20 protein-coding genes are annotated in these 22790 nt (G+C 46.9%); 16 read left to right on the plus strand and 4 right to left on the minus strand.

All coding sequences use genetic code 11. The features are described from left to right. The first annotated feature begins 2 nt into the window (after nucleotides 1-2). Both rluC and K5Q99_RS04325 read left to right on the plus strand, forming a co-directional pair. Nucleotides 3-962 (plus strand): 23S rRNA pseudouridine(955/2504/2580) synthase RluC, encoded by a 960-nt coding sequence (rluC, locus tag K5Q99_RS04320; RefSeq protein ID WP_006087471.1) that lies wholly within the window; start codon nucleotides 3-5, stop codon nucleotides 960-962. A 22-nt stretch (nucleotides 963-984) separates the two neighbouring features. After that, a complete protein-coding gene (locus K5Q99_RS04325) occupies nucleotides 985-1704 on the plus strand; it encodes an HAD family hydrolase (RefSeq protein WP_220776145.1) in 720 nt (239 codons plus the stop codon). A 195-nt stretch (nucleotides 1705-1899) separates the two neighbouring features. On the opposite strand, the gene K5Q99_RS04330 is transcribed toward K5Q99_RS04325, so the two are convergent. Next, nucleotides 1900-2484, minus strand: a complete 585-nt coding sequence (locus K5Q99_RS04330; protein WP_011846535.1) for a Maf family protein — start codon at nucleotides 2482-2484, stop codon at nucleotides 1900-1902. A gap of 262 nt (nucleotides 2485-2746) precedes the next feature. On the opposite strand from K5Q99_RS04330, the gene yceD reads away from it, so the two are divergent. The 11 genes from yceD (at nucleotide 2747) to K5Q99_RS04385 (ending at nucleotide 11471) form a co-directional block, all read left to right on the plus strand. Beyond that, nucleotides 2747-3271 (plus strand): 23S rRNA accumulation protein YceD, encoded by a 525-nt coding sequence (gene yceD, locus K5Q99_RS04335; protein WP_220776146.1) that lies wholly within the window; start codon nucleotides 2747-2749, stop codon nucleotides 3269-3271. Nucleotides 3272-3287: 16 nt separating this feature from the next. Next, the gene (gene rpmF, locus K5Q99_RS04340; RefSeq protein ID WP_006081226.1) at nucleotides 3288-3458 is read left to right on the plus strand and encodes a 50S ribosomal protein L32; all 171 of its coding nucleotides are present in this window, start codon (nucleotides 3288-3290) and stop codon (nucleotides 3456-3458) included. A gap of 15 nt (nucleotides 3459-3473) precedes the next feature. Continuing rightward, nucleotides 3474-4502 (plus strand): phosphate acyltransferase PlsX, encoded by a 1029-nt coding sequence (gene plsX, locus K5Q99_RS04345; RefSeq protein WP_006081227.1) that lies wholly within the window; start codon nucleotides 3474-3476, stop codon nucleotides 4500-4502. A 9-nt stretch (nucleotides 4503-4511) separates the two neighbouring features. Then, nucleotides 4512-5471, plus strand: coding sequence for a beta-ketoacyl-ACP synthase III (locus K5Q99_RS04350; RefSeq protein WP_006081228.1), 960 nt, complete (start codon nucleotides 4512-4514; stop codon nucleotides 5469-5471). A gap of 62 nt (nucleotides 5472-5533) precedes the next feature. Beyond that, nucleotides 5534-6460, plus strand: coding sequence for an ACP S-malonyltransferase (gene fabD / locus K5Q99_RS04355; RefSeq protein ID WP_220776147.1), 927 nt, complete (start codon nucleotides 5534-5536; stop codon nucleotides 6458-6460). A gap of 9 nt (nucleotides 6461-6469) precedes the next feature. Then, on the plus strand, nucleotides 6470-7216 hold the full coding sequence (fabG, locus tag K5Q99_RS04360) for a 3-oxoacyl-ACP reductase FabG (RefSeq protein WP_006081230.1): 747 nt from the start codon (nucleotides 6470-6472) through the stop codon (nucleotides 7214-7216). Between the two features lie 164 nt (nucleotides 7217-7380). Beyond that, nucleotides 7381-7614: an acyl carrier protein gene (gene acpP, locus K5Q99_RS04365; RefSeq protein ID WP_006081231.1), complete on the plus strand. Its 234-nt coding sequence runs from the start codon at nucleotides 7381-7383 to the stop codon at nucleotides 7612-7614. Between the two features lie 236 nt (nucleotides 7615-7850). Further along, entirely contained in the window at nucleotides 7851-9089 is a 1239-nt protein-coding gene (gene fabF, locus K5Q99_RS04370; protein WP_220776148.1) for a beta-ketoacyl-ACP synthase II, read from the plus strand. A gap of 232 nt (nucleotides 9090-9321) precedes the next feature. Next, entirely contained in the window at nucleotides 9322-9690 is a 369-nt protein-coding gene (locus tag K5Q99_RS04375; protein WP_106650220.1) for a hypothetical protein, read from the plus strand. Nucleotides 9691-9808: 118 nt separating this feature from the next. After that, nucleotides 9809-10288: an acyl-CoA thioesterase gene (locus K5Q99_RS04380; RefSeq protein ID WP_106650221.1), complete on the plus strand. Its 480-nt coding sequence runs from the start codon at nucleotides 9809-9811 to the stop codon at nucleotides 10286-10288. 307 nt (nucleotides 10289-10595) lie between these two features. Further along, on the plus strand, nucleotides 10596-11471 hold the full coding sequence (locus K5Q99_RS04385; protein WP_220776149.1) for an NAD(P)-dependent oxidoreductase: 876 nt from the start codon (nucleotides 10596-10598) through the stop codon (nucleotides 11469-11471). 164 nt (nucleotides 11472-11635) lie between these two features. Here K5Q99_RS04385 and K5Q99_RS04390 read toward each other — a convergent pair whose 3' ends face one another. Further along, a complete protein-coding gene (locus tag K5Q99_RS04390; protein WP_220776150.1) occupies nucleotides 11636-12484 on the minus strand; it encodes a D-hexose-6-phosphate mutarotase in 849 nt (282 codons plus the stop codon). Nucleotides 12485-12730: 246 nt separating this feature from the next. Between K5Q99_RS04390 and K5Q99_RS04395 the strand changes: the two genes are divergently transcribed. From K5Q99_RS04395 to K5Q99_RS04405, 3 genes are all read left to right on the plus strand, one after another. Further along, nucleotides 12731-14521 carry an acyl-CoA dehydrogenase C-terminal domain-containing protein gene (locus K5Q99_RS04395; RefSeq protein ID WP_106651808.1) on the plus strand — a complete coding sequence of 597 codons (1791 nt, stop codon included), beginning with the start codon at nucleotides 12731-12733 and terminating at the stop codon, nucleotides 14519-14521. 317 nt (nucleotides 14522-14838) lie between these two features. Continuing rightward, nucleotides 14839-17085 (plus strand): TonB-dependent siderophore receptor, encoded by a 2247-nt coding sequence (locus K5Q99_RS04400; protein ID WP_220776159.1) that lies wholly within the window; start codon nucleotides 14839-14841, stop codon nucleotides 17083-17085. A gap of 235 nt (nucleotides 17086-17320) precedes the next feature. Continuing rightward, nucleotides 17321-18454, plus strand: coding sequence for a patatin-like phospholipase family protein (locus K5Q99_RS04405; RefSeq protein ID WP_220776151.1), 1134 nt, complete (start codon nucleotides 17321-17323; stop codon nucleotides 18452-18454). A 167-nt stretch (nucleotides 18455-18621) separates the two neighbouring features. Here the strand turns inward: K5Q99_RS04405 and asnB are convergent, their stop codons facing one another. Together asnB and K5Q99_RS04415 are read right to left on the minus strand one after the other, a co-directional pair. Continuing rightward, nucleotides 18622-20286 carry an asparagine synthase B gene (asnB, locus tag K5Q99_RS04410; protein ID WP_220776152.1) on the minus strand — a complete coding sequence of 555 codons (1665 nt, stop codon included), beginning with the start codon at nucleotides 20284-20286 and terminating at the stop codon, nucleotides 18622-18624. A gap of 595 nt (nucleotides 20287-20881) precedes the next feature. Beyond that, complete coding sequence (locus K5Q99_RS04415; protein ID WP_220776153.1) at nucleotides 20882-22558, minus strand: M28 family metallopeptidase; 1677 nt, start codon at nucleotides 22556-22558, stop codon at nucleotides 20882-20884. Nucleotides 22559-22790 lie beyond the last annotated feature (232 nt).

Below are 22790 nucleotides of genomic sequence, written 5' to 3' on the forward strand. Positions count from 1 at the left end.
TCATGAATATAGAATCCACCCCACAACAGGTTCAGTTGATCACGATTGATGAAGATCACTTCGAACAGCGTATCGATAACTACTTAATGACCAAGCTGAAGGGCGTGCCGAAAAGCATGATCTATCGCATTGTCCGCAAGGGCGAGGTTCGAGTGAATAAGAAACGCATCAAACCCGAGTACAAGTTGCAGATTGGCGACATAGTGCGTATTCCGCCTGTCCGAGTGGCAGAGCCAGATAACCGTACTGCACCATCGCCTAACTTAAGTAAAGTCTCGCAACTCGAAGACCGTATTTTGCACGAAGACAATCATTTGATCGTGCTGAATAAACCTGCTGGCATTGCTGTGCATGGTGGTAGTGGTGTCGATTACGGCGTGATTGAAGCCCTGCGTTCACTGCGTCCTCAACAAAAGTTTTTAGAGCTAGTACATCGTCTCGATAAAGATACTTCGGGTGTGTTGTTGGTGGCGAAAAAGCGTAGCGCGCTTAAACATCTGCATGATCAGCTCAGATATAAAAAGATGCAGAAAGACTATTTGGCCTTAGTGAAAGGTGAATGGTCTGCTCAAGATAAAGCCGTTAAACAGCCTTTATTAAAAATCACCCTTAAATCCGGTGAGCGCATAGTGCGTGTTAATGCGGAGGGTAAGCCTTCTGAAACGCGCTTTAAAATTATGCAGCGTTACCAAGGTTGTACTCTCGTGAAGGCAAGCCCTGTCACTGGACGTACTCACCAAATTCGGGTGCATTGCCAATTTGCGGGTCATCCTATCGCCTGTGATGATAAATACAGCGAGCAAGCGTTTGACGACAGCATGCGGTCATTAGGCTTAACTCGACTCTTTTTACATGCGGCTGAGTTGATGTTCATTCATCCTGAAAATGATGAAGTGATGCGGGTCTCTGCGCCCTTAGATGAAAACTTGTCGCAATTATTAGATAAGTTAAAGCGTGTGTAATCGACGGGGATAGGTTTCAAGGATGAAGACAAAGCAATACGATTTAGTGATTTTCGATTGGGATGGCACTCTGATGGACTCCATCGGTAAAATTATCACCTGTATTGAAAATATGGCTAAGGCATTACAGTTACCTATCCCAACCGAAAGCGATATTCGCGATATCATCGGTCTTTCTATGACTGAAGCGCTGCGAGTCCTGTTTCCGCATGGGCTCAATCTCAGCGCTTCTTCTGCCTATTCTCAGCATCAGCAGCATCCTAAAAATGCATTTAGCCAAGGCGAAGATGATCCATATCAGCAGATGCGCGCCGAGTTTAAAGCGCAATATTTGCATTTGGACACCACGCCAACGCCACTCTTTGCACAAGCACCTATTTTAATCGATGAGTTACATGCTCAAGGTTATCAATTAGCCGTTGCAACCGGTAAGGCCCGTGCGGGACTTGACCGCGTTTTTGCGCAAACGGGCTTAGGTCGATACTTTGTTGCATCACGCTGCGCCGATGAAGTGCACAGCAAACCCCATCCTGAAATGATTTCAAGCTTGCTGAAAGAATTGAATATTGCCCCGAACCGAGCCCTAATGGTGGGTGATTCTCTGCTGGATTTGACCATGGCGGCCAATGCTGGAATTGATAGTATTGGCGTGACCTATGGCGCCCACAGTGCCGAAAAGTTACTGCAAGCAAGACCTATCGCTTTGATTGACTCTCCTGCGCAATTGCTGCAATACCTCTAACACTGCTATTTAATGCTGAAGCGGCAATACATGCCGCTACGCATGAGTACTTGCTGGTTACCTTTATTTACGTCCCATCTTTCCGTCAATGAAACGAATCTGCTGCTCGGCATTTTGGGGTGCGCTTAATCGATTTAATAGACAGAGCACGCTGAGCAAAACCTCAGTAAACGAATAAGCTAACGTGTAAGCCGGTTAAGCGAGAACGTCTACACCTTGGGCCAACAGCATTTCTGTCAGTAATATCAGTGGTAAGCCAACTAAGGTATTCGGATCGCGACCTTCAAGCTCGGTAAATAACGCTATGCCTAAGCCTTCACTCTTAAAACTGCCCGCGCAGTAGTAGGGCTCTTCTTTTTCTATGTAGGCGACAATCTGTGCATGGCTAAGATGCCTGAAATGAACCGTAAAGGGTTCAACCTCGGCGGCCATGGCGCCCGTTTCGGCATTATAGAGTGCAAGACCAGTATAAAAGGTGATGGCCTTGCCAGAGGCTTGGGTGAGCTGCGCGACGGCATTGTCAAAATCATGGGGCTTACCGATAATCTTGCCATCAATGACGGCAACTTGATCGGAGCCAATAATCAGCCCATCGGGGAATTGTTCTGCTCCTGCGACGGCTTTTGCTTTGGCTAATCGCAACACTAAGGCATGGGCCGATTCATCGATATGCGCCGTTTCGTCAATATCAGGATTACAGCATTCGAAGGGAAGGCCGAGTTTTTGCAGTAAAGATTGTCGGTATACAGAGGTCGAAGCTAAGATTAATGGGGTTGGCATAATGGGATATCCGCAAAAGAGTGACTCATATTGTGACCAATCTGCGCTAGAGAGTGCAAGAGTTTCGTCTTTTACGGTTTCTTTTCAGTGAATGCGACTATTTTAGTCGGCTTATGCTTGTATGCGACCTCGGGCTTGGGTACTATTTCGCTTCCGTCAATTTCAATGTTGGGGCTGGAGAAAGGCTTAAGTCGCAAACTGGGACTTAAGTTAGAATTTTTTCTTTGACTCTAGCGTTTTCAAACTATAATATGCGCGCCTTATGCAAACAGTAAAGATACCGGTTTCAATTGATCCATTTCGCGCCGCCTCGAGTCGCCTAGTTTATCAGGGCGTTGTTCCTGGTGTGCAATTGAAAAGATTAAATGAGTTATGTGCCGGCGACTGTTCCGATGCGGCAGTGTCGCTTGAATGTGGCGTAGATTTACAGGGGATAGTCTACCTGAAAGGGAAGGCTGTGACGGAGCTCACTCTGATATGTCAACGTTGCATGACGCTATTTACCACTGAGGTTACGGTCGAGTTTTGCTTCGGTCCATGCCGGACTAAGGCAGAAATCGATGAGCTCCCGGATGCGTATGACCCAATTGAGTGCAATGAAATTGGCGAAGTGCGTCTACATCAATTGATCGAAGATGAATTGATAGTCGCTATGCCGATAATCCCAATGCATCAAGAAATTGATTGCAGTGCTGGATCTAAAGACATGGTTGTAGGCGAGATCGAACCCGCTCATGAGGAGCGTCCAAATCCGTTTGCAGTGTTAGAAAAACTGAAGAGCAAGTAATCTAGGAGACAGGCCAATGGCTGTACAACAGAACAAAAAATCACGTTCAAAGCGCGGAATGCGCCGTTCACATGACGCACTGAGCACTGCTCAGCTGTCTGTAGACGCTACCAGCGGTGAAATCCATATGCGTCACAATGTGACTGCAGATGGCTTCTATCGCGGTAAAAAGGTAATCAACAAGTAATTTGTTGGTTTCCTAATGACGAATCTGACGCTTGCGTTAGATGCAATGGGTGGTGATCATGGCCCCCACGTCACAGTGCCTGCAGCCTTGCGGGCACTACAATTACATTCTTTTCTAAAAATCATTTTAGTCGGTGACAAGACTGAAATTGATGTCTATCTACGTCAAGCGGAAGCGAATTTACTTTCACGCATAGAAATCATTCATACCGATGAAGTCGTTAGTATGTCCGATCGACCTGTGCATGCTTTGCGTACACGTAAAAACAGTTCCATGCGATTGGCGATTGAGTTAGTGCGTGACGACCGCGCGCAAGCTTGTGTCAGTGCCGGTAACACGGGTGCGCTGATGGCAATGGCGAAAGTGTTGCTAAAGACCTTACCTGGCGTTGACCGTCCTGCGTTAGTGAGTTGTTTACCTGCGGTGACTCAAAAACCTGTCTATTTATTGGATTTGGGCGCGAATATTTCCTGTGACTCGGAAACCTTATTTCAATTTGCCGTGATGGGCTCTGTCCTGTGCGAAGCGGTTGATAAGAAATCTCGGCCAAAAGTCGCCTTGCTCAATGTGGGCATTGAAGAAATTAAAGGTAACGATCAAGTTCAGCAAGCGGCGCAGTTGCTGCAACACACAGATCAAATCAATTACACAGGTTTTATCGAAGGGGATGAAATCTACTCCGGTAATGTGGATGTGATTGTTTGTGATGGCTTTGTGGGTAACATCACGCTCAAGACCTCAGAAGGTATTGCCAAGTTATTGGTACATCAGTTAAAACGGGGACTAACCCAAGGTTTATTCGTTCGTTTTCTGGCTAAACTTATCGCCCCACGTATTCAGGCGGTCCTTAGTCAGATGAACCCCGACCACTATAACGGTGCAAGTCTGATAGGATTGCGCGGAATAGTTGTAAAAAGCCATGGAAACGCGGATGAAACTGCCTATTTACAAGCAATTAGTTTGGCAGTAACGGAAGCTCAACGTCGACTCCCTGAAATGATAAAAGATCGTTTGGAGTCGATTCTTTTAGATATAAATAACTGATCCCTCCTTATGCATACAAAAATTCTCGGAACTGGTAGTTATCTGCCAGTGCAGGTGCGTAGCAATCAAGATTTGGAAAAAATGGTGGAAACCACTGACCAATGGATTGTTGAACGTACAGGTATATCAGAACGTCGCATTGCGGCCTTCGATGAAACCGTTTCAACTATGGGCTACCAAGCGGCACTCAAAGCGCTGGAAATGGCTGGCATAGAAGCATCAGACTTAGACATGATCGTTTGCGGCACCACCAGTGCACCAAATGCTTTTCCGGCTGCGGCCTGTGAAATCCAAGCCATGCTTGGCGTGCATACCATTCCAGCATTTGACATCGCAGCGGCTTGTTCAGGCTTTGTTTATGCTTTATCTGTTGCCGACCAATTTGTTAAAACGGGCGCGGCTAAAAAAGTCTTAGTGATTGGTGCCGATGTGCTGTCTCGCCTATGTGAGCCAGAAGATCGTTCAACGATTATTTTATTTGGTGATGGTGCGGGCGCCGTTGTGATTGGTGCATCTGAAACGCCAGGGATCATTTCTACCCACATTTATGCCGATGGTCGCCAAGGCGACTTATTGAAATGCGCTTTCCCACCACGCCAAGGCGAAACCTCTGAAGCGGTCGGTTTTATGACCATGAAGGGTAACGATGTCTTTAAAGTGGCGGTGACTCAATTGTCCCATGTTGTGACTGAGACGCTGCGCATCAACAATATTGATAAGTCAGAAATTGATTGGTTGGTGCCACATCAAGCTAACTTCCGTATTATCAATGCTACCGCCAAAAAGCTTGATATGAGTCTCGATAAAGTCGTATTGACCTTAGCTAAACACGGTAATACCTCAGCTGCATCTGTGCCTATCGCATTAGATGAAGCCGTGCGTGATGGCCGCATTCAGCGTGGACAACTCCTGCTGCTTGAGGCCTTCGGTGCCGGTTTTGCGTGGGGCAGTGCCCTCATTCGCTTCTAAGTTCTACATGTGTTTTCCACATGATTTTTCAATAAATTAAGTTAGCCATAGGTAATTTGAATATGGAAAATGTTGCTTTTGTATTTCCAGGCCAAGGTTCACAAGCCCTAGGCATGTTAGCCGAGCTTGCCGAATCACACGCCGTTGTCGGGCAAACCTTTGCCGAGGCGAGTGACGTCTTAGGTTATGATTTGTGGGCATTGGTTCAGCAAGGTCCCGTTGAAAACTTAAATGAAACCGATAAAACCCAACCAGCCCTATTAGCGGCGAGCGTGGCGATTTGGCGTGCCTATGTGGCTTCAGGCAAACCTATGCCAGCCATGTTGGCAGGTCACAGCTTAGGCGAGTATTCTGCTTTAGTGTGCGCCGGAGTCATGGATTTTAAAGACGCGATTAAGTTGGTGGAGTTACGCGGTCAACTTATGCAGCAAGCAGTTCCTGCTGGCACAGGCGCCATGTATGCCATTATCGGTTTAGATAACGAGGGTATCGCGAATGCTTGCGCTGAAGCGGCTCAAGGCGACGTGGTGAGCCCAGTTAACTTCAACAGCCCTGGTCAAGTCGTTATCGCGGGTCAAAAAGACGCGGTTGAGCGTGCAGCAGCGGCTTGTAAAGCTGCAGGCGCTAAAATGGCGGTAGCGTTACCTGTAAGCGTGCCATCACACTGCGCATTAATGAAACCTGCGGCGGATAAACTGGCCGTGGCATTAAATGATGTGCAGTTTAATGCCCCAACGATTACTGTGATTAACAACGTTGATGTGGCATCACCCACCTCTGCTGATGACATTAAAGATGCATTAGTACGTCAGTTATATTGTCCTGTCCGCTGGAGCGAAACTGTTGAATTAATGGCCCAAAAAGGCATTACCCAACTGGTGGAATGTGGTCCTGGTAAAGTATTGACAGGATTAGCAAAACGAATTAATAAATCACTATCAGCCCAAGCGGTTAATGATGTTGCTTCATTAGCAGCATTAACTGAGTAAGGAGTTTATATGAGTTTCAACCTGAATTTAACAGGCAAAGTGGCTTTGGTGACTGGTGCGAGCCGCGGTATTGGCCGTGCGATCGCTGAAACACTGGTCGAAGCCGGTGCAGTGGTTATTGGAACCGCAACCAGTGAGAAGGGCGCTGCGGCGATCCAAGAATATCTGGGTGACAAAGGTTTTGGTTTAGTGCTTAATGTCACAGATAGTGAATCTGTTACACATTTATTCGCCTCGATCAAAGAAAAAGCCGGTGATGTTGATATTCTAGTCAACAACGCGGGTATAACCCGTGATAATCTGCTGATGCGGATGAAAGATGATGAATGGCAGGATATTATCGACACTAACCTGACATCGTTATTTAGACTATCAAAACCTGTGATGCGTACCATGATGAAAAAGCGCTTTGGCCGAATCATCAATATCGGTTCAGTGGTAGGCACCATGGGCAATGCAGGTCAAGTTAACTACTCGGCAGCAAAGGCGGGTTTGATTGGATTTACAAAATCTCTTGCAAGAGAGGTTGCATCTCGTCAAATTACAGTTAATGCTATCGCTCCTGGATTTATCCAGACCGATATGACAGATGAGCTGACCGAAGAGCAGCAAAAAGCTATCATGTCACAGGTTCCGATGGAACGATTAGGGCAAGCGCAAGAAATTGCCAATGCAGTGCTCTTTTTGGCCTCGGACTCAGCCGCTTACATCACAGGCGAAACTTTGCATGTGAATGGCGGCATGTACATGGTTTAAGGGCGAATGGCAGGGATTTCTGTCGCAACTGAGTAGTGATCTGTATCAATTGATAGTGAAATTTCGTGGTTAGACCACGAAAACTAAGCTTGCATTGTCAGCCAAATCTAATAAACTACTCGCAATCTTACGCAAGTGCGTAATTTGAATAGGAAAGAAAACTAATGAGCAACATCGAAGAACGTGTAAAGAAAATCATTGTAGAGCAACTGGGCGTTAAAGAAGAAGACGTTAAGCCAGCGGCATCTTTCGTTGACGATCTGGGTGCAGATTCTCTGGACACTGTTGAGTTGGTTATGGCTCTGGAAGAAGAGTTTGATACCGAGATCCCTGATGAAGAAGCTGAAAAGATCACTACTGTTCAAGCAGCGATCGACTACGTTTCTAAGAATCAGTAATTCTGAATTCTTGAAGACAGGCGGCATTTTTGCCGCCTGTTTTTGTTTTACCCCCGTCAAATTCTGCCTCCGTGCCATTCAATCGTCTCTGGATCGTGTTTTAAGTGTTATCCACGAGATGCTCGCCGCAGATTGGCGAATTGTTCTAAATAAACGTTATTTAAGAAATTGTCTAATGATAGAAAACCCTGCGTCCTCTATCTGAATTAACAAATTAGCATTTAAAGGTGACTGCCGTGTCTAAACGTCGTGTAGTGGTAACCGGTTTGGGGTTAGTAACTCCAGTGGGCAATACTGTCGATACTACTTGGAAGGCTTTGCTTTCGGGTAAGAGTGGTATTGCACCGATAACCAAATTTGATGCCAGTGAATTTACCACCCGTTTCAGTGGTTCAGTAAAAGATTTCGATGTTGAGCAATACGTAACGAAAAAAGACGCCCGTAAGATGGACCTCTTTATTCAATACGGTATGGCTGCTGGCATCCAAGCTATCCAAGACTCAGGTCTGGATATGAGCAAAGAAAACCCTGGTCGTGTCGGTACGGCTATTGGTGCCGGTATGGGCGGCATGTGGTTGATTGAACAAGGGCATAGCGCCTTGATGAATGGTGGTCCGCGTAAGGTTTCTCCTTTCTTTGTACCTAGCACTATCATCAATATGATTTCGGGCCACTTGTCGATCATGTTTGGCATGAAAGGACCAAATTTTGCCGTGACGACCGCTTGTACTACAGGCGTGCACAATATCGGTTTTGCAGCGCGTACCATTGCCTATGGCGATGCCGACGTGATGGTGGCTGGCGGTGCTGAGGATGTCACTTCTCCTTTAGGCGTGGCAGGTTTTGGTGCTGCGAAAGCATTATCGACACGCAATGACGATCCGACTGCGGCGAGCCGTCCATGGGATAAAGACCGTGATGGTTTTGTGATCGGTGACGGTGCGGGCGTGATGGTGATGGAAGAGTACGAACACGCAAAAGCACGCGGTGCGACCATTTACGGCGAATTAGTCGGTTTTGGTATGAGCGGTGATGCGTTCCATATGACATCGCCTCCAAGTGACGGAGCAGGCGCTGCGGCGGCTATGGTCAATGCCATTAATGACGCTAAGTTATCACTGGAGCAAATTGGTTATATCAATGCCCACGGTACGTCGACGCCAGCAGGTGATAAAGCGGAAGCGGCAGCGGTTAAGTCTGTATTTGGCGATCACGCCTATAAAGTACTGGTTAGTTCGACTAAATCGATGACGGGTCACCTATTAGGTGCCGCAGGTGCGGTTGAAGCGATTTTCACTTTATTAGCACTGCGCGACCAAGCTGTACCGCCAACCATTAACTTGGATAATCCGGATGAAGGTTGTGATTTAGACTTTGTCGCTCATACTGCCCGTGACGTGAAGATTGATTACGCCCTGTGTAACTCCTTCGGTTTTGGTGGGACTAACGGTTCATTACTGTTCAAGAAAGTGTAAAACACGCATTTATGGTGTAAAAAACAGTGAAAAAATGCGCCTGAGGGCGCATTTTTTATGGGTAAAATCCATCGGTATTGTGATTTGAATGCCGCTATTTCACGCTTTCATTGTGAGCGAAGTCACTTTGTAACTCGATGATATCCATTGTGTTAACCTTTGTTCATCAAGCTTGTTTAATTCTATTGGCCACAGATAATGACAGATATATTTAATCTTGATGGAGTGTGTCATGTTAAACCCTGCGGTGATCCCGCTTGTCCCCCTCATCGGCGCATTAACGGCTAATCTGACCGAGTTGATCCGCGGTGAATTTAAAGTGTGGCATCCTAACATGGACATAGGGATCAAGACTTTTACCTTAGCAATCGCCGCTTACGTGGTCGTCTGGTTTGCCTTATTGGTGACAGCGATTAATGTCGGTGGCGGCAGTAATATGTCCTCGGGTCTTGAAGTGCTGGGATTCTTCATGCTTGGCTTAGGTGTGTACACTTTTGCAAAGGGCACTCGCTTTGTCAGCAGCGAGCTACAGCTATGGCTTTACCGCTTAGCCCTACCGAGTTTACTGCTTTGCTGCGTGCTTATTAGTCACTTTGGTTAAATCGAATTTTTTGGCGAGGCCAATCGTAATTATCTTTACGCTATTGGGGATTTCTATCGTAAACTCAGCTTATTGCACGAAGACATTGAGCCACAGTGGCTGAATAAGTTGAGGTTATATGGCTGGTATCGATAGACAAAGCACCCTGAGATTTTTGTCAGAGCCTGCGGATGTAAATTTTGGTGGTAAAGTTCACGGCGGTGCTGTGATGAAGTGGATCGATCTCGCGGCCTATGCCTGTGCAGCGGGTTGGAGTGGTAAATATTGTATTACTGCTTATGCGGGTGGTATTCGTTTTGTGCAACCCATTTTGGTGGGCAATATCGTTGAAGTCAGTGCAAAAGTGATTTATACGGGTAAGACTTCTATGCATATCGGTATCGATGTGCGGGCAGGCGATCCTAAAGTCTCTGAGCGTCATCTCACCACCCACTGTATTGTGATCATGGTGGCGGTGGATGAAAACGGCCAGCCAACGCCAGTGCCTGAGTGGGTACCCCAGACGGAACATGATATTCATTTGCGCGATTCTGCACTGCGCTTGATGGAAATGCGTAAAAAGATTGGCGCCGAAATGGAAGCCCATGTGGTGAAATAGCCCCATAAATTACATCAACAAAGGCGCTTATTGCGCCTTTGTTGTCTCTCTCGAAAAGTGCGTTTGTCTGTGGGGCCGATTTCAACCTGACGGTATGCGGGATGAATGCTACACTGCCGCCATTATTTTTACTGCCCATTCCCCTAAATAAGCATCCGTAATTGACCCTATAGATTGAAACACTCAGTGGCATTTTTTTAGTATTTGTTGTTGAGGTTTTAGCAGTAACATATTGGACAGAGGAAATAAAACTCGATTCAGCTATTTTTAATTGATTCACCTTGTTTACTTATTTGAGGAGCACTTCATGGCGAAAGTCGCATTTATTGGTTTGGGCGTAATGGGATATCCCATGGCGAGACATTTACTGAACAAAGGCCATGAGGTCACTGTTTATAATCGCACTTTTGCTAAAGCACAAACTTGGGTCGACACCTATGGCGGACGTTGCTGCCCAACACCAAAGGAAGCGGCAGAGGGTCAAGATATTGTGTTTACTTGTGTGGGCAATGATAACGACCTGCGTGAAGTGGTATTAGGGAGTGATGGCGTTATTCATGGCATGGAAAAGGGCGCAGTGTTAGTTGACCATACTACGGCTTCGGCCGATGTTGCCCGTGAGCTTCATCAAGTGTTAGCAGAAAAGGGCGTTGATTTCCTCGATGCGCCCGTGTCTGGCGGTCAAGCGGGCGCCGAAAATGGCGTGTTGACTGTGATGGTTGGCGGCGATGAAGCTGTGTTTTCCCGTGTTAAGCCTGTGATTGAAGCTTTTGCCCGCTGCGCCGAGCGTTTAGGTGAAGTTGGTGCTGGTCAGTTAACTAAGATGGTGAACCAAATTTGTATCGCGGGTGTGGTACAAGGTTTGGCGGAAGCATTACAGTTTGCACGCAAGGCGGGTCTTGATGGCGAGAAAGTGATTGAAGTGATCAGTAAAGGCGCGGCGCAAAGCTGGCAAATGGAAAATCGCTACAAAACCATGTGGGGCCAAAGCTATGATTTTGGTTTTGCCGTCGATTGGATGCGTAAAGATTTAGGCATCGCCTTAGAAGAAGCCCGCCGCAATGGTTCACACTTGCCATTGACCGCTTTGGTGGATCAATTCTATTCAGAAGTGCAGGGCATGGGCGGTAACCGTTGGGATACGTCTAGCCTGTTAGCGCGCCTAGAGAAATCGGCGAAATAAGCTTATAAAACTTAGATTTTGTACTGATAAAAATGCCCAGTCCCGATTGCGTTGGCAAATCGGACTGGGCATTTTGGTGTGTATCGTTTGTGGCTAGGATTTAGAACTAGAAATTAAGCTCTCGATTTTAAGCTCTAGATTTTAAGAACGAGGATATTAAATCGTTAATCTTTCCAGCGAATATGCGTCACTAAACTGTGGGTTTCACTTGGGGCAAGCACGACTTTATCTTCTAAAACATTGGCCGCTTCTAGGCAGACCATGGTCTGATAATCTTCTGGATTAAACCGGCCAAGACGTTGTGACTTTTCAATCCATGGATTCCATAATACGGCGGATTGGCTGTTCTCGCGGCTGACTTCAATGATCCCCTGCGGCGTATGCAATAATTGCACAGGGCCGAGTTCGGTATAGACACGATCCGTCTCGCGATCAAAGCGCACTTCATCCGTGGTTTGCGGATAAGGTCCCTCGGCAAATTCGATGTATTTTGAGCCACTGAAACCGCTAGCCTTGAGTTGGTGGATATCCTCAATCGGGAAATAAGTGTGCAGCGCTTGGGTAAGCGTCACGGTTTCATCGCCTAGGTTGGTATTTACAAGGCTAATGCTTAGGGTATCGCCTAGGGTGAATAACACACTGACCTCAGTGTTATGCGGCCAATAAATTTTATCTTGCTCACTGATCTTTAAGTTAAAACGTAAATCCACTAACTGATTACGCATTTCAACCGATTCCAGCGCCCAAATGCGGGTGCGGGCGAAACCGTGTTGGGGGAAGTTTGCTTCACTACTCATGCCAAACCAAGGCCAGCATACAGGCACACCGCCACGGATCCCATTACCGGGTTGATAATCGTCCGCCGATGAAACCCACAGTAAAGGTGGTTTGCCTACGGGTTGAAAATAGTCTATTTGCGCGCCCTGCAAAAAAATTCTTGCCTGACATAAGGCCGTGTTGACCTCGACATAATCGAGCCCGTTGGCGTGCTTTTTAGTAGTGACAGAACCCATAGTAGCAATATCCTTAACTCTGCTGGCATATCAGAAATACAGGCAGTTAGCTTACAAAGTTTTCCGCGATAACATAAGGCTTTGTTGCGATCAATTTACGGTTTCGCTGTTCGTTTGTGTAAACAAAAGTCTTTGCTGGCCGTTGGGGTGCTTTCTTTTTCGGCAAATTTAGCTAAAGTGGTCAGAGCACCAAAGTGGTCAGATCACTTAGTTGAGTTGCAGTCTAACAAGAAAAGGGAAGCGATTATGCCAGTTTATCAAGCGCCGCTGCGCGACTATCAATTTATCCTCAATGAAATGTTACATATTTATCAGCAAGATGCGCTCAAAGGGTTCGATGAAATCGATCCAGATCTTGTCGATGCTATTCTCCAAGGTATGGCTGACTTTAGTATTGAAGTCATGCTGCCGCTCAATAGTGTCGGCGATCTGCAAGGCTGTAAGTTGGTCGATGGCAAGGTGGTTACACCTGAGGGTTTTGATAACGCCTATCGGCAGTTTGTTGATAATGGCTGGCCAACGCTCACCTGCGATCCTGAATATGGCGGCCAAGGTCTACCCGAAGTGGTGGGGATTTTCGCGACTGAGATACAAACGGCAACCAACATGGCCTTTGCTATGTACCCAGGTTTAACCCATGGCGCTTATGCTGCCATTCATGCCCACGGCAGTGATGCACTTAAGCAAAAATATTTGAGTAAATTAGTTAGCGGAGAATGGACTGGGACAATGAATTTGACCGAGTCTCACGCTGGTACTGACTTAGCCTTATTACGCACCAAAGCCTTGCCAGTCTCTGAAGGCGTTTTTGCTATTACTGGTGAGAAGATTTTTATCTCCTCAGGCGATCACCAACTCACCGACAACATAGTGCATCTCGTATTAGCCCGCTTGCCGGATGCACCAGAGGGCGTGAAGGGAATATCTCTATTCGCCGTGCCGAAAGTGCTAGTGAATAGCGACGGTAGCTTAGGCGCGCCGAACACTTTATATGCCAGCGGCCTTGAACATAAGATGGGCATTCACGGTAACTCCACCTGTGTGATGGTGTTTGAAGGTGCATTGGGCGAGCTTGTTGGCGAGCCGCACCAAGGACTGCGCGCCATGTTTACTATGATGAACCAAGCGCGTTTAGGCGTGGGCGTACAAGGGCTGGGTGTGTCTGAGATTGCCTATCAAAATGCGTTAGCCTATGCCAAAGACAGATTACAGAGCCGCGCCCTAAGCGGTGCCAAAGCCCCAGAAAAAGCCGCCGATCCGATTTTGGTTCACGGCGATGTGCGCCGAATGTTGCTGTCGCAAAAAGCCTTTAATGAAGGCGCAAGGGCCTTAGTTGGACAACAAGCTTTGTGGCTCGATGAAGCCGAGCGCCATACCGATCCCGCCAAGGCCAACGTTGCCTCCCAGTTAGCGGCCCTGTTTACGCCAGTGGTGAAAGGTTTTATCACTAATCGCGGCTTTAATGCCTGTGTAGATGCGCAGCAAGTGTTTGGTGGACATGGTTATATCCATGAGTGGGGCATGGAGCAATTTGTGCGTGATAGCCGTATTGCACTGATTTATGAAGGCACTAACGGCATTCAGGCGTTGGATTTAGTGGGGCGTAAGCTGCTTAGTGACCGCGGCGCGGCGATGCAGCAATGGTCGGCGTTAGTGACTGAGTTTATTAAGTCGCATAGCACGAATGCGGCGATGCAACCTTACGTGAGTGGTTTAATGGATTGTGCGGGTGATTTGCAAAAGGCTAGCGGTTATTTAGCTGCACAAGCTGCGACCAATCCTGACATTATCGGCGCAGCCTCTATGGCTTATCTGGAGTTATTCGGCGTGACTGCACTGGCATGGATGTGGGCCAGAAGTGCCGCAGTGGCCTTAGCGGCGTTGGAGCAGGGCACCGAAGAAACCGCGTTTTACCAAGCTAAATTGAAAACTGCTGATTTCTATATGGCTTACTGGGCGGTACAAGGTCGCAGTCTGCGTAAGCAAATTGAGCAGGCGAGTGAAATGCTAACGCAATTAGATGAAGCTATCTTTTAAGCATTCATCTTATATGCTGAGTTAAGTCCTTGCTTAACAACAGTTCGAGAACAACCTAAAACCAGCGCACTGCGCTGGTTTTTATTTTTATCCCACATTAACACTTCTATCTAAGGTCTGTGCGACTGAACCTCTGTTTCGTTTAAGTCATAACCAAATATCACAAGGATAATGTGAGCTGATGCTAGGGATTTACCTAACAGATTTCACATTCATGTAAATTCAAATGATAATCGTTGTCATTCGTAAATCATTCTTTATAATGACGGCCAATTCGTTTGAATACATTTGTAAACCCTTTGGTTTATGCCATTTTTATGCGCTCGCGCTGGGGACATTCTGTGAAGACTCGTTTCGCCTACTCATTAATTGCACTTGCACTCGCTCAACATCAGTCGGCATTCGCCGCTGAAACTGTACTCGATAAAGAGGCTCCGCAGCAGACCTTGTCTACGAGTTCATCTGTTGCAAGTCCTGCACCGACTCAAGCCACGACCGATGAGGACGTAAAACTCGCAGCACCTGAGCGTATTGCCGTCCATGGCCGCGCGATGCAAATGTACGTCGATAAAGAAACCACGATTGGCACTAAGACGGCGATTAATGTGATGGAATTGCCGCAGTCGGTGCAAGTGCTGACCGAGCAGTTAATCGTTGACCAAGCCGCGCGCAATATTACCGATTTATACCGCTCTATTGCGGGCGTGAGTGAGTTCAGTTATTCGGGCGTGACCTTTCGCGGTTTCCGCGACGATGCCAACGTCTTTTATGATGGGGTAAGGGGCGATCCCTATTCGGGGTTTTCTGTGCCACAACTCTTTAATGTGCAGCGGGTTGAAGTGTTAAAAGGCCCTGCATCGGCACTCTATGGCGGCGGTGAACCCGGCGGCATGATTAACTATGTCACTAAAAAACCGACGTTTGTCGAGAGCAAAGAGCTGACCTTAAGCACCGGCAGCGAGGACATGATGGGGGGGGCGCTGGATTTCACTGGCGGCTTAACCCAAAATCTTGCCTATCGTTTTGGCGCCTATTATCAGCAGGAAGATAGCTTTCGCAATAATGCCGATAGCCAAAATGCCGAAGTGGCGGGTGGGTTACTCTACGAAATCAGTGATGATACTAAGCTCACTACCACTTTCGATATTATTAAGCAGGATTTAGGTGGCAATCGACTGCGCGGCGTGCCTGTCGATAATGACGGTAATTTCCTTGTTGCGCCATCCTATAATGCCAATGAAAAGAGTGACTTCCAGAAGATGGATGCGCTGGTGCTGCAATCGATTCTCGATCATCAACTTACCGATAATTTCTCGGTCAAGACGCAGATCCGCTATCTGAATAATGATTCCACGCAGCAATATCATGAATCGAGAGGTTGGGTCGATGTAAATGGTGATGGTAAAGCCAATAGTGCAGATGGCACCATTAAGCGTGAATACCGAGTGCAAGCACGGGCAAATGATGAAATCAGTTTAACCAATGATTTTGTTTATGCATTCGATGCCTTAGGTTTTGAACATGAGTTCCTGTTCGGTGGCGATTATCACTATGTGGAAACCGAGTACCATTACAAGCTCGCGACCAGCAAGGAAGGCGTGGGTAACCTGAATATTTTTGACCTTAACTATGGTGAGACGGATCCTAGTACCTATCAATTAAAAGACATGGATACCGACGGTACCCGTGCTAACCGTTTTGGCCTTTATGTTCAGGAACACTTGCACTTTAACGAACAGTGGTCATTGATTGCGGGTCTGCGTTTCAGCCAGTTTGACGATTATGATAAAAAGACTGGCTTCTCCTTTAGTGATAATGCGATAACGCCAAGGGCTGGGCTTAATTATCGTCCGATCGATTCAATGTCCTTTTATTTGAATTACTCTGAGAGCTTTAATCCAGCATCTTTAACCGATCAAGCACAAGATATTGCTGACGGTTTCCTCGATCCAGAAACGGGTAATCAAATTGAACTTGGGATGAAAAATGAGTGGCTTGATGGCCAGTTTATGACCACGCTCGCTGTATATCGCATTGAAAAACAAAATGTCGCTCAAGCTAACCCTTTAAATACTGGCGATGACGATGGCATTCCCGCTTTACTTAATTTGGGTGAAGTACACAGTCAAGGCCTTGAATGGACGCTGGTGGGGGATTTAACCGATAACCTGACCGTCACAGCAAACTATGCCTATAACGAGACTGAAGTGGTTAAAGGGGTGACGAACGACAGTTTAACCAATACTTTTGATAGTAAGCACTTTGCCAATGCGCCGCGTCATCAAGCGGGAATATGGACCCGTTACGATATCAATGCAATCGATTCGGCGATTGCCTTTGGTATGGATTACGTGGGTGAACAGTTCAGCCTCGATGGCCAAGCGGTGAAGCCCCATACGATTTTTGATATGAGCTGGACGACCCAGTGGGATCAAACTCAAGTTCGCTTAAATCTTAAAAATATCTTCGACAAAGAATATGCCGTCAGTGGTTTTAGTGAGCGTAATGGCCATTTCCCCGGTGAGCCGCGTAATATCACCCTTGAACTGAGTCATAAGTTTTAATGCATTGATGTGAAAATAGCTTGTTCGTTAAGGATGACGAACAAGCTAACCTGCCTAACCTTGTTCATCATTGCCATTATTTCTGCCAGTATTTGCTGTCGTTATCATCACCGGTTAATGCTTGCACACTATCTTAATAGTATTTTCCTATTAAGATGATAGCTTCTATCCGTTATCCTTTCTCATTCGTCTTGTTTAGACTCGCCCTATATGAACTATTCGATAAGGTTTCCCTATGCACGCAGTCAGCCACTTAGCCTCCAAATACGCTCAATCTAACGCTAGCCCACAGGTGGCACTGATTGCAGAAGGTGGTGGTCAACGCGGTATTTTCACCGCAGGCGTGCTCGATTCCTGGCTTGATGACGGCTTCGATCCCTTTGATTTGTTTATTGGTACTTCTGCTGGCTCACAGAATCTCAGCAGTTTTTTGGCCCGTCAAAAGGGTTATGCCAAACGTTTGATCCGCGGTTTATCGCGCCATAAACGCTTCTATCGACTCGGTCGCGGGTTAGTTGGTGGCAATGTGGTCGATTTAGATTGGTATTTTGAGCAGACTCGACAAGGGATGTTTAAATTAGATCTTAATGCGGCGACAGCCTCACTCGGTCATCGGCAGTTACTTATCACAACTACGAATGCCAGTGATCGCAAGGGTTATTTTTTAAGTCCAAGCAGTAAAAGCCAGTGGCGCGAATTGCTTAAAGCTTCTAGCGCATTACCATTTCTGTATAAACAAGGGGTGAAACTCACGCCTTGGCTAAATGATAATGCCTGTAATAGTGACAAGGCCTGTAATAACGGTGCGGCTGAACATGGCGCCTCTGATAACAGTGCCTCTGCTCACGGTGCAGCATCAAACGAAGGTATTGGCAGTGATTTTTATCTCGACGGCGGCTTAGCCGCGCCTTTACCTGTGCGTGAGGCCTATCGTCGTGGTGCCCGCAAAATTGTGGTGATCCGCACTGTGAGCGAGGATTTTCAGGCGCAATCGGCTTGGGTTCACAAGCTAAAATCGTGGATTTGTGTTTCTGGTTTTTGCCCGAAAACCATAGATTATCTAGTGCAGCACGAACAAGCCTATCAGGATGAATTGGATTTTATCGCTAATCCGCCAGAGGATGTGGAGATAGTGCAGATTTTTGCCGCTGAAAATTTGCAGAGTAAGTTACTGGGCAGTACCGATGCGGATTTGCGCCATGATTACCATGCGGGCATAAGTGCCGGAAAGCAGTTTTTAACCCAAGACCCGATGGCGTTGACGCAGATGAATGCTTATTTTCACACTCAAGTGCAAACCAACGCTCACACTCAAACCCACATTCAAGCTAACTCTCAAATCCAGCCATTTAGTGCGCTGTCGGCCTAGCTTGGTTTCGAGTTAAGCCACAATGTAGTGCGTGAGTAAGCAATAAAAGTAAACTGCATCGAAATACAAAAGCCACCCTAGGGTGGCCTTTGTGGTTGGCTATCTTAACCTGTATCAATCTAGTTAATTAACTTATATGATTAATCTAGCTCATCAACGTTAGACCATTAATAACTTGATGTGTGTACTGAGCGCACTGCTCGGCCCGATGGGTCGATAATGCCGCGTAAGCTTTCGTCCCAAGCCAGTGCTTCTGGCGTTGAACAGGCGACGGATTTACCGCCTGGAACCGTTTCTGCAGCGCCGCTCAGTGGATAATGTTCTTCAAAGAAGCAGCGATAGAAATAGGCTTCTTTGGTTTCTGGCGTGTTGTATGGGAAACGGAATTTCGCGTTTGCCAATTGTAAATCATCCACCCGCGCTGCAGCTTGTTCTTTCAAACCGTCAATCCAAGAGTAGCCTACGCCGTCACTGAATTGTTCCTTTTGACGCCATGCCACTTCTTTTGGCAACTTGTGCTCAAAGGCTTGGCGTAGAATGTGTTTCTCGATACGACCATCCTTAGACATTTTTGCTTCAGGGTTGATGCGCATCGCCACATCCATAAACTCTTTGTCGAGGAAGGGCACACGGGCTTCTAATCCCCAAGCGGCCATGGCCTTGTTGGCACGCAGACAATCGAACAGATGCAGCTTATCGAGTTTGCGGACTAATTCCTCGTGGAATGCCTGTGCGTTTGGCGCTTTATGGAAGTATAAATAGCCGCCAAATAGCTCGTCAGCACCTTCACCCGATAACACCATCTTAATGCCCATGGCTTTGATTTTACGCGCCATTAAATACATTGGCGTGGCAGCACGTATGGTGGTGACATCGTAGGTTTCTAAGTGATAAATCACTTCTTTAATCGCATCTAAGCCTTCTTGGAAGGTGAAATGGATCTCATGGTGAATGGTACCAATCGCATCGGCGACCTTTTTGGCGGCGATTAAATCCGGCGCGCCTTTTAAGCCGACGGCAAAGGAGTGAAGCTGTGGCCACCAAGCGCCCGTTTCACCATCGTCTTCGATGCGGCGTTTAGCAAAGGTTTGAGTAATCGCTGAGATAACCGATGAATCTAAGCCGCCCGACAGCAACACACCATAGGGCACGTCTGACATTAATTGGCGCTTGACCGCCGCTTCTAATGCGTCACGCAATTCTTCTTGGCTGGCTGGGTTATCTTTAACCGCCTCATAGCTTTGCCAATCACGAGTGTAGTATTTCACCGCGGCTGCATCGCTTGAGTACAAATATTGGCCCGGTAAGAATTCCTCTACCGTTTTACACACTGGCATCAAGGCTTTCATTTCGGAGGCTACATAGAAGTTACCCGCAGCGTCACGGCCTGTGTATAGCGGGATGATACCCATGTGATCGCGGCCGATAAGATATCTGTCTTGGGCTTTGTCATATAACACAAAGGCGAAGATACCGTTTAATTTATCAAGAAATTCAGTGCCATATTCTTGATACAGCGCCAAGATCACTTCGCAGTCAGAGTTGGTTTGATAGCTGTACTTATCGCCTAACTGGGCTTTCAATTCTTTGTGGTTATAGATTTCGCCGTTGACCGCGAGGATCAAACTGCCATCTTCGGTCAGCAGTGGCTGAGCACCGTGTTCAATGTCAACAATCGCTAAACGTTCGTGGGCAAGAATTGCTTTATCACTGGCATAAATACCTGACCAGTCAGGGCCACGGTGGCGCATGAGCTTAGACATTTCTAGCGCGACTTGGCGCAGTTCTTTGGCATCAGATTGGATATCTAAAATCGAAAAGATTGAACACATAGTACAACTCCCACACTGTCTGTCATTTGAGGATGTCTCAATTGAGGTTTAATGTGCCAGCAATTTAGGTATTTGCCAAATACTATTTTTGATGTTTTATCTGTTTATTGGTGTTTTTGTTGGCTTAGGTGTTTGTGTTTAATGCTTTTATTTGAGAATAATTCATTAAATTGGTGTTATTTTTGATTATTTGTTTTTATCGTCTGATTTGGCGTGAGGGGTTTTGGGGAATTCACAATGTGTTTTAAAAAAGTGTCGATGACAGAAAAACCGTTAAAAAGACCATAAATAATGAGTTGGCTCTTTTAAGTGTTTTATTTTTAATCAGTTAATGCGTCGAGTTTGACATCAACCAATTGCATAAGCCTATGCAGAATGGTGTCGCAGGATGGATATTTCGCGATAACGGTATTGTTTGTGAGCTGAAAACAAAAAAGCACGTGAATGGTTCACGTGCTTTTCAATCTTGTTTGGTGCTTTGGTTGGCGTAGGAAGCGTTTTATTCAGCCGCTTTATTTCGCAGGTGCGACTAGCGGGCGTTAATAAGAGACGACTCACTAAGCCGCCTCTCACAAACTGTTACTGATACAAGCTGCTATTTTGCGTCCGTTACCAGTGTCGTTTTAGCTGGGCGCAGGCTATTAAACTCTGTGCCTTGATAGTATCCCGGCCAATCTTGGCTGCTACCCAATGTGCGCGTGACTTGGTAGTAGACTTGCAAATCTTGCAGTGCGCCGCTCAAATCCCAGTCTTCATGGTATTCATCGCAGACATTGTGATAACAGCCTTTCATTGTAGCTTGCATCTGAGTTTTATAAGCCGCCGTGGCCTCATCAACGGGGTCGCTACCGCCGCCGGCAAAGACCGCTGGCACGCCCAGTTTGGCAAAGCTGAAATGATCTGAACGGAAGAAACCGCCCGAAGCGGGATTTTTCTCACCCATGGCGATACGATTCTGTTGTTTCGCCGCATCGATAAGATAAGTTTCTAACTCGGATTTACCTTTGCCGACGATAGTAAAGTCCTTGGTCTTGCCATAGATATTGGTGCTATCGAGGTTTAACACTGCCACGGTTTTATCGATAGGATAAAGTGGATTGGCGGCGTAATAGCGTGAGCCGAGTAAGCCCTGTTCTTCACCTGTGGTGGCAATAAAGGTGACCGAGCGCGCTAAACCGTGGCCTTGTTTGGCATTGTCGGCTAATTGTCTGGCGATTTCGAGGATGCCGGCAGTGCCCGAGGCATTGTCCATAGCGCCGTTGTAAATCTGATCGCCTGCTTTCGTCTCGTCTTTACCTATGTGATCCCAATGTGCGGTATAGAGGATCTGCTCGTCGGCTTGTGTGCTGCCGGGGAGTGTGGCGACCACATTGTAGCTATTGGCGTATTCGGCTTTGTTTTTAAAGGCGATGCTGGCTGTTTGCTCAAGGGGAACATTGATTGGGCTGTCGGCGGCGCGTGCCATTAAATTAGGCAGTGATAAACCCGCTTTATCAAACAGCTGGGTTGCTGCGTCCAATGTAAGCCAGCCTTCGACTTGGATGCGGCTATCTTGTTCGGCTTTACTCAGCACCAGATCTTGCTGTGGCCCAGTCCAGCTATTTTCTATCACGGACCAAGGGTAAGAAGCTGGCTCGGTATCATGGATAATCAGTGCGCCGAGTGCGCCTTGTCGACTGGCCTCTTCAAATTTGTAGCTCCAACGGCCGTAATAGGTCATGGCTTTGCCGTTGAATTTACCCGAGTCAGGGCGAGCAAAGCCGGGATCGTTCACTAAGATCACCGCGATTTTGCCTTTCATGTCGAGATCTTGGTAATCATTCCAACCATATTCAGGGGCATTCACCCCATAGCCGACGAAGACTAATGGTGCGTTCTCAATATTAATACCACCGTTATCGTGGCGACTGCTGAGCACCAGATCTTTTCGGTATTGAAAGGGTAATCCTGCCAGTGTGACTTGCTGCGCTTCATCTGCGGTATAGCTGACCATAGGCACAGGTTGTAAAAAGCTGCCTTGATACGCGCCCTTGAGCCCCATCTCAGTAAAGGCTTTGCTCAAATAGTCCAAGGTGAGTTTTTCACCGTGAGTGGTCGGCGCACGACCTTCAAATTCATCGGATGACAGGGCTTTAATATCATTTCTAAAGCGCGCTTCATTAAACTGCACTGGCTTAAGTTCAGCCAAAGTGCTGTTGCCATCAGGCTCTGATGCATTCGGACTACAGGCACTGAGCATAGCCAGCGCACAGAGGGGATACAGACGTCGCATAGGTTAATCCTACTGTTGTTTTAATTAAGGAATTTTAGATTTCTGTTAATCAATCTGAAGTGAGGCTTATCATGAAGCAAGCCGCTGTGAGCCACAAGGCTGAGAAGAAGGTGAATGTGTTACTTAATGTTGCTTTACCCTATGCAATACGCCTTTGGGCGAGACGTGTTGCATAGGTCATATTTGAACGATTAGCAAAATGGGTGGTTAGACCTAAACCTAGGGGGAGACA

The organism is Shewanella hafniensis, from assembly GCF_019655335.1.
GTDB classification, from domain to species: domain Bacteria; phylum Pseudomonadota; class Gammaproteobacteria; order Enterobacterales; family Shewanellaceae; genus Shewanella; species Shewanella hafniensis.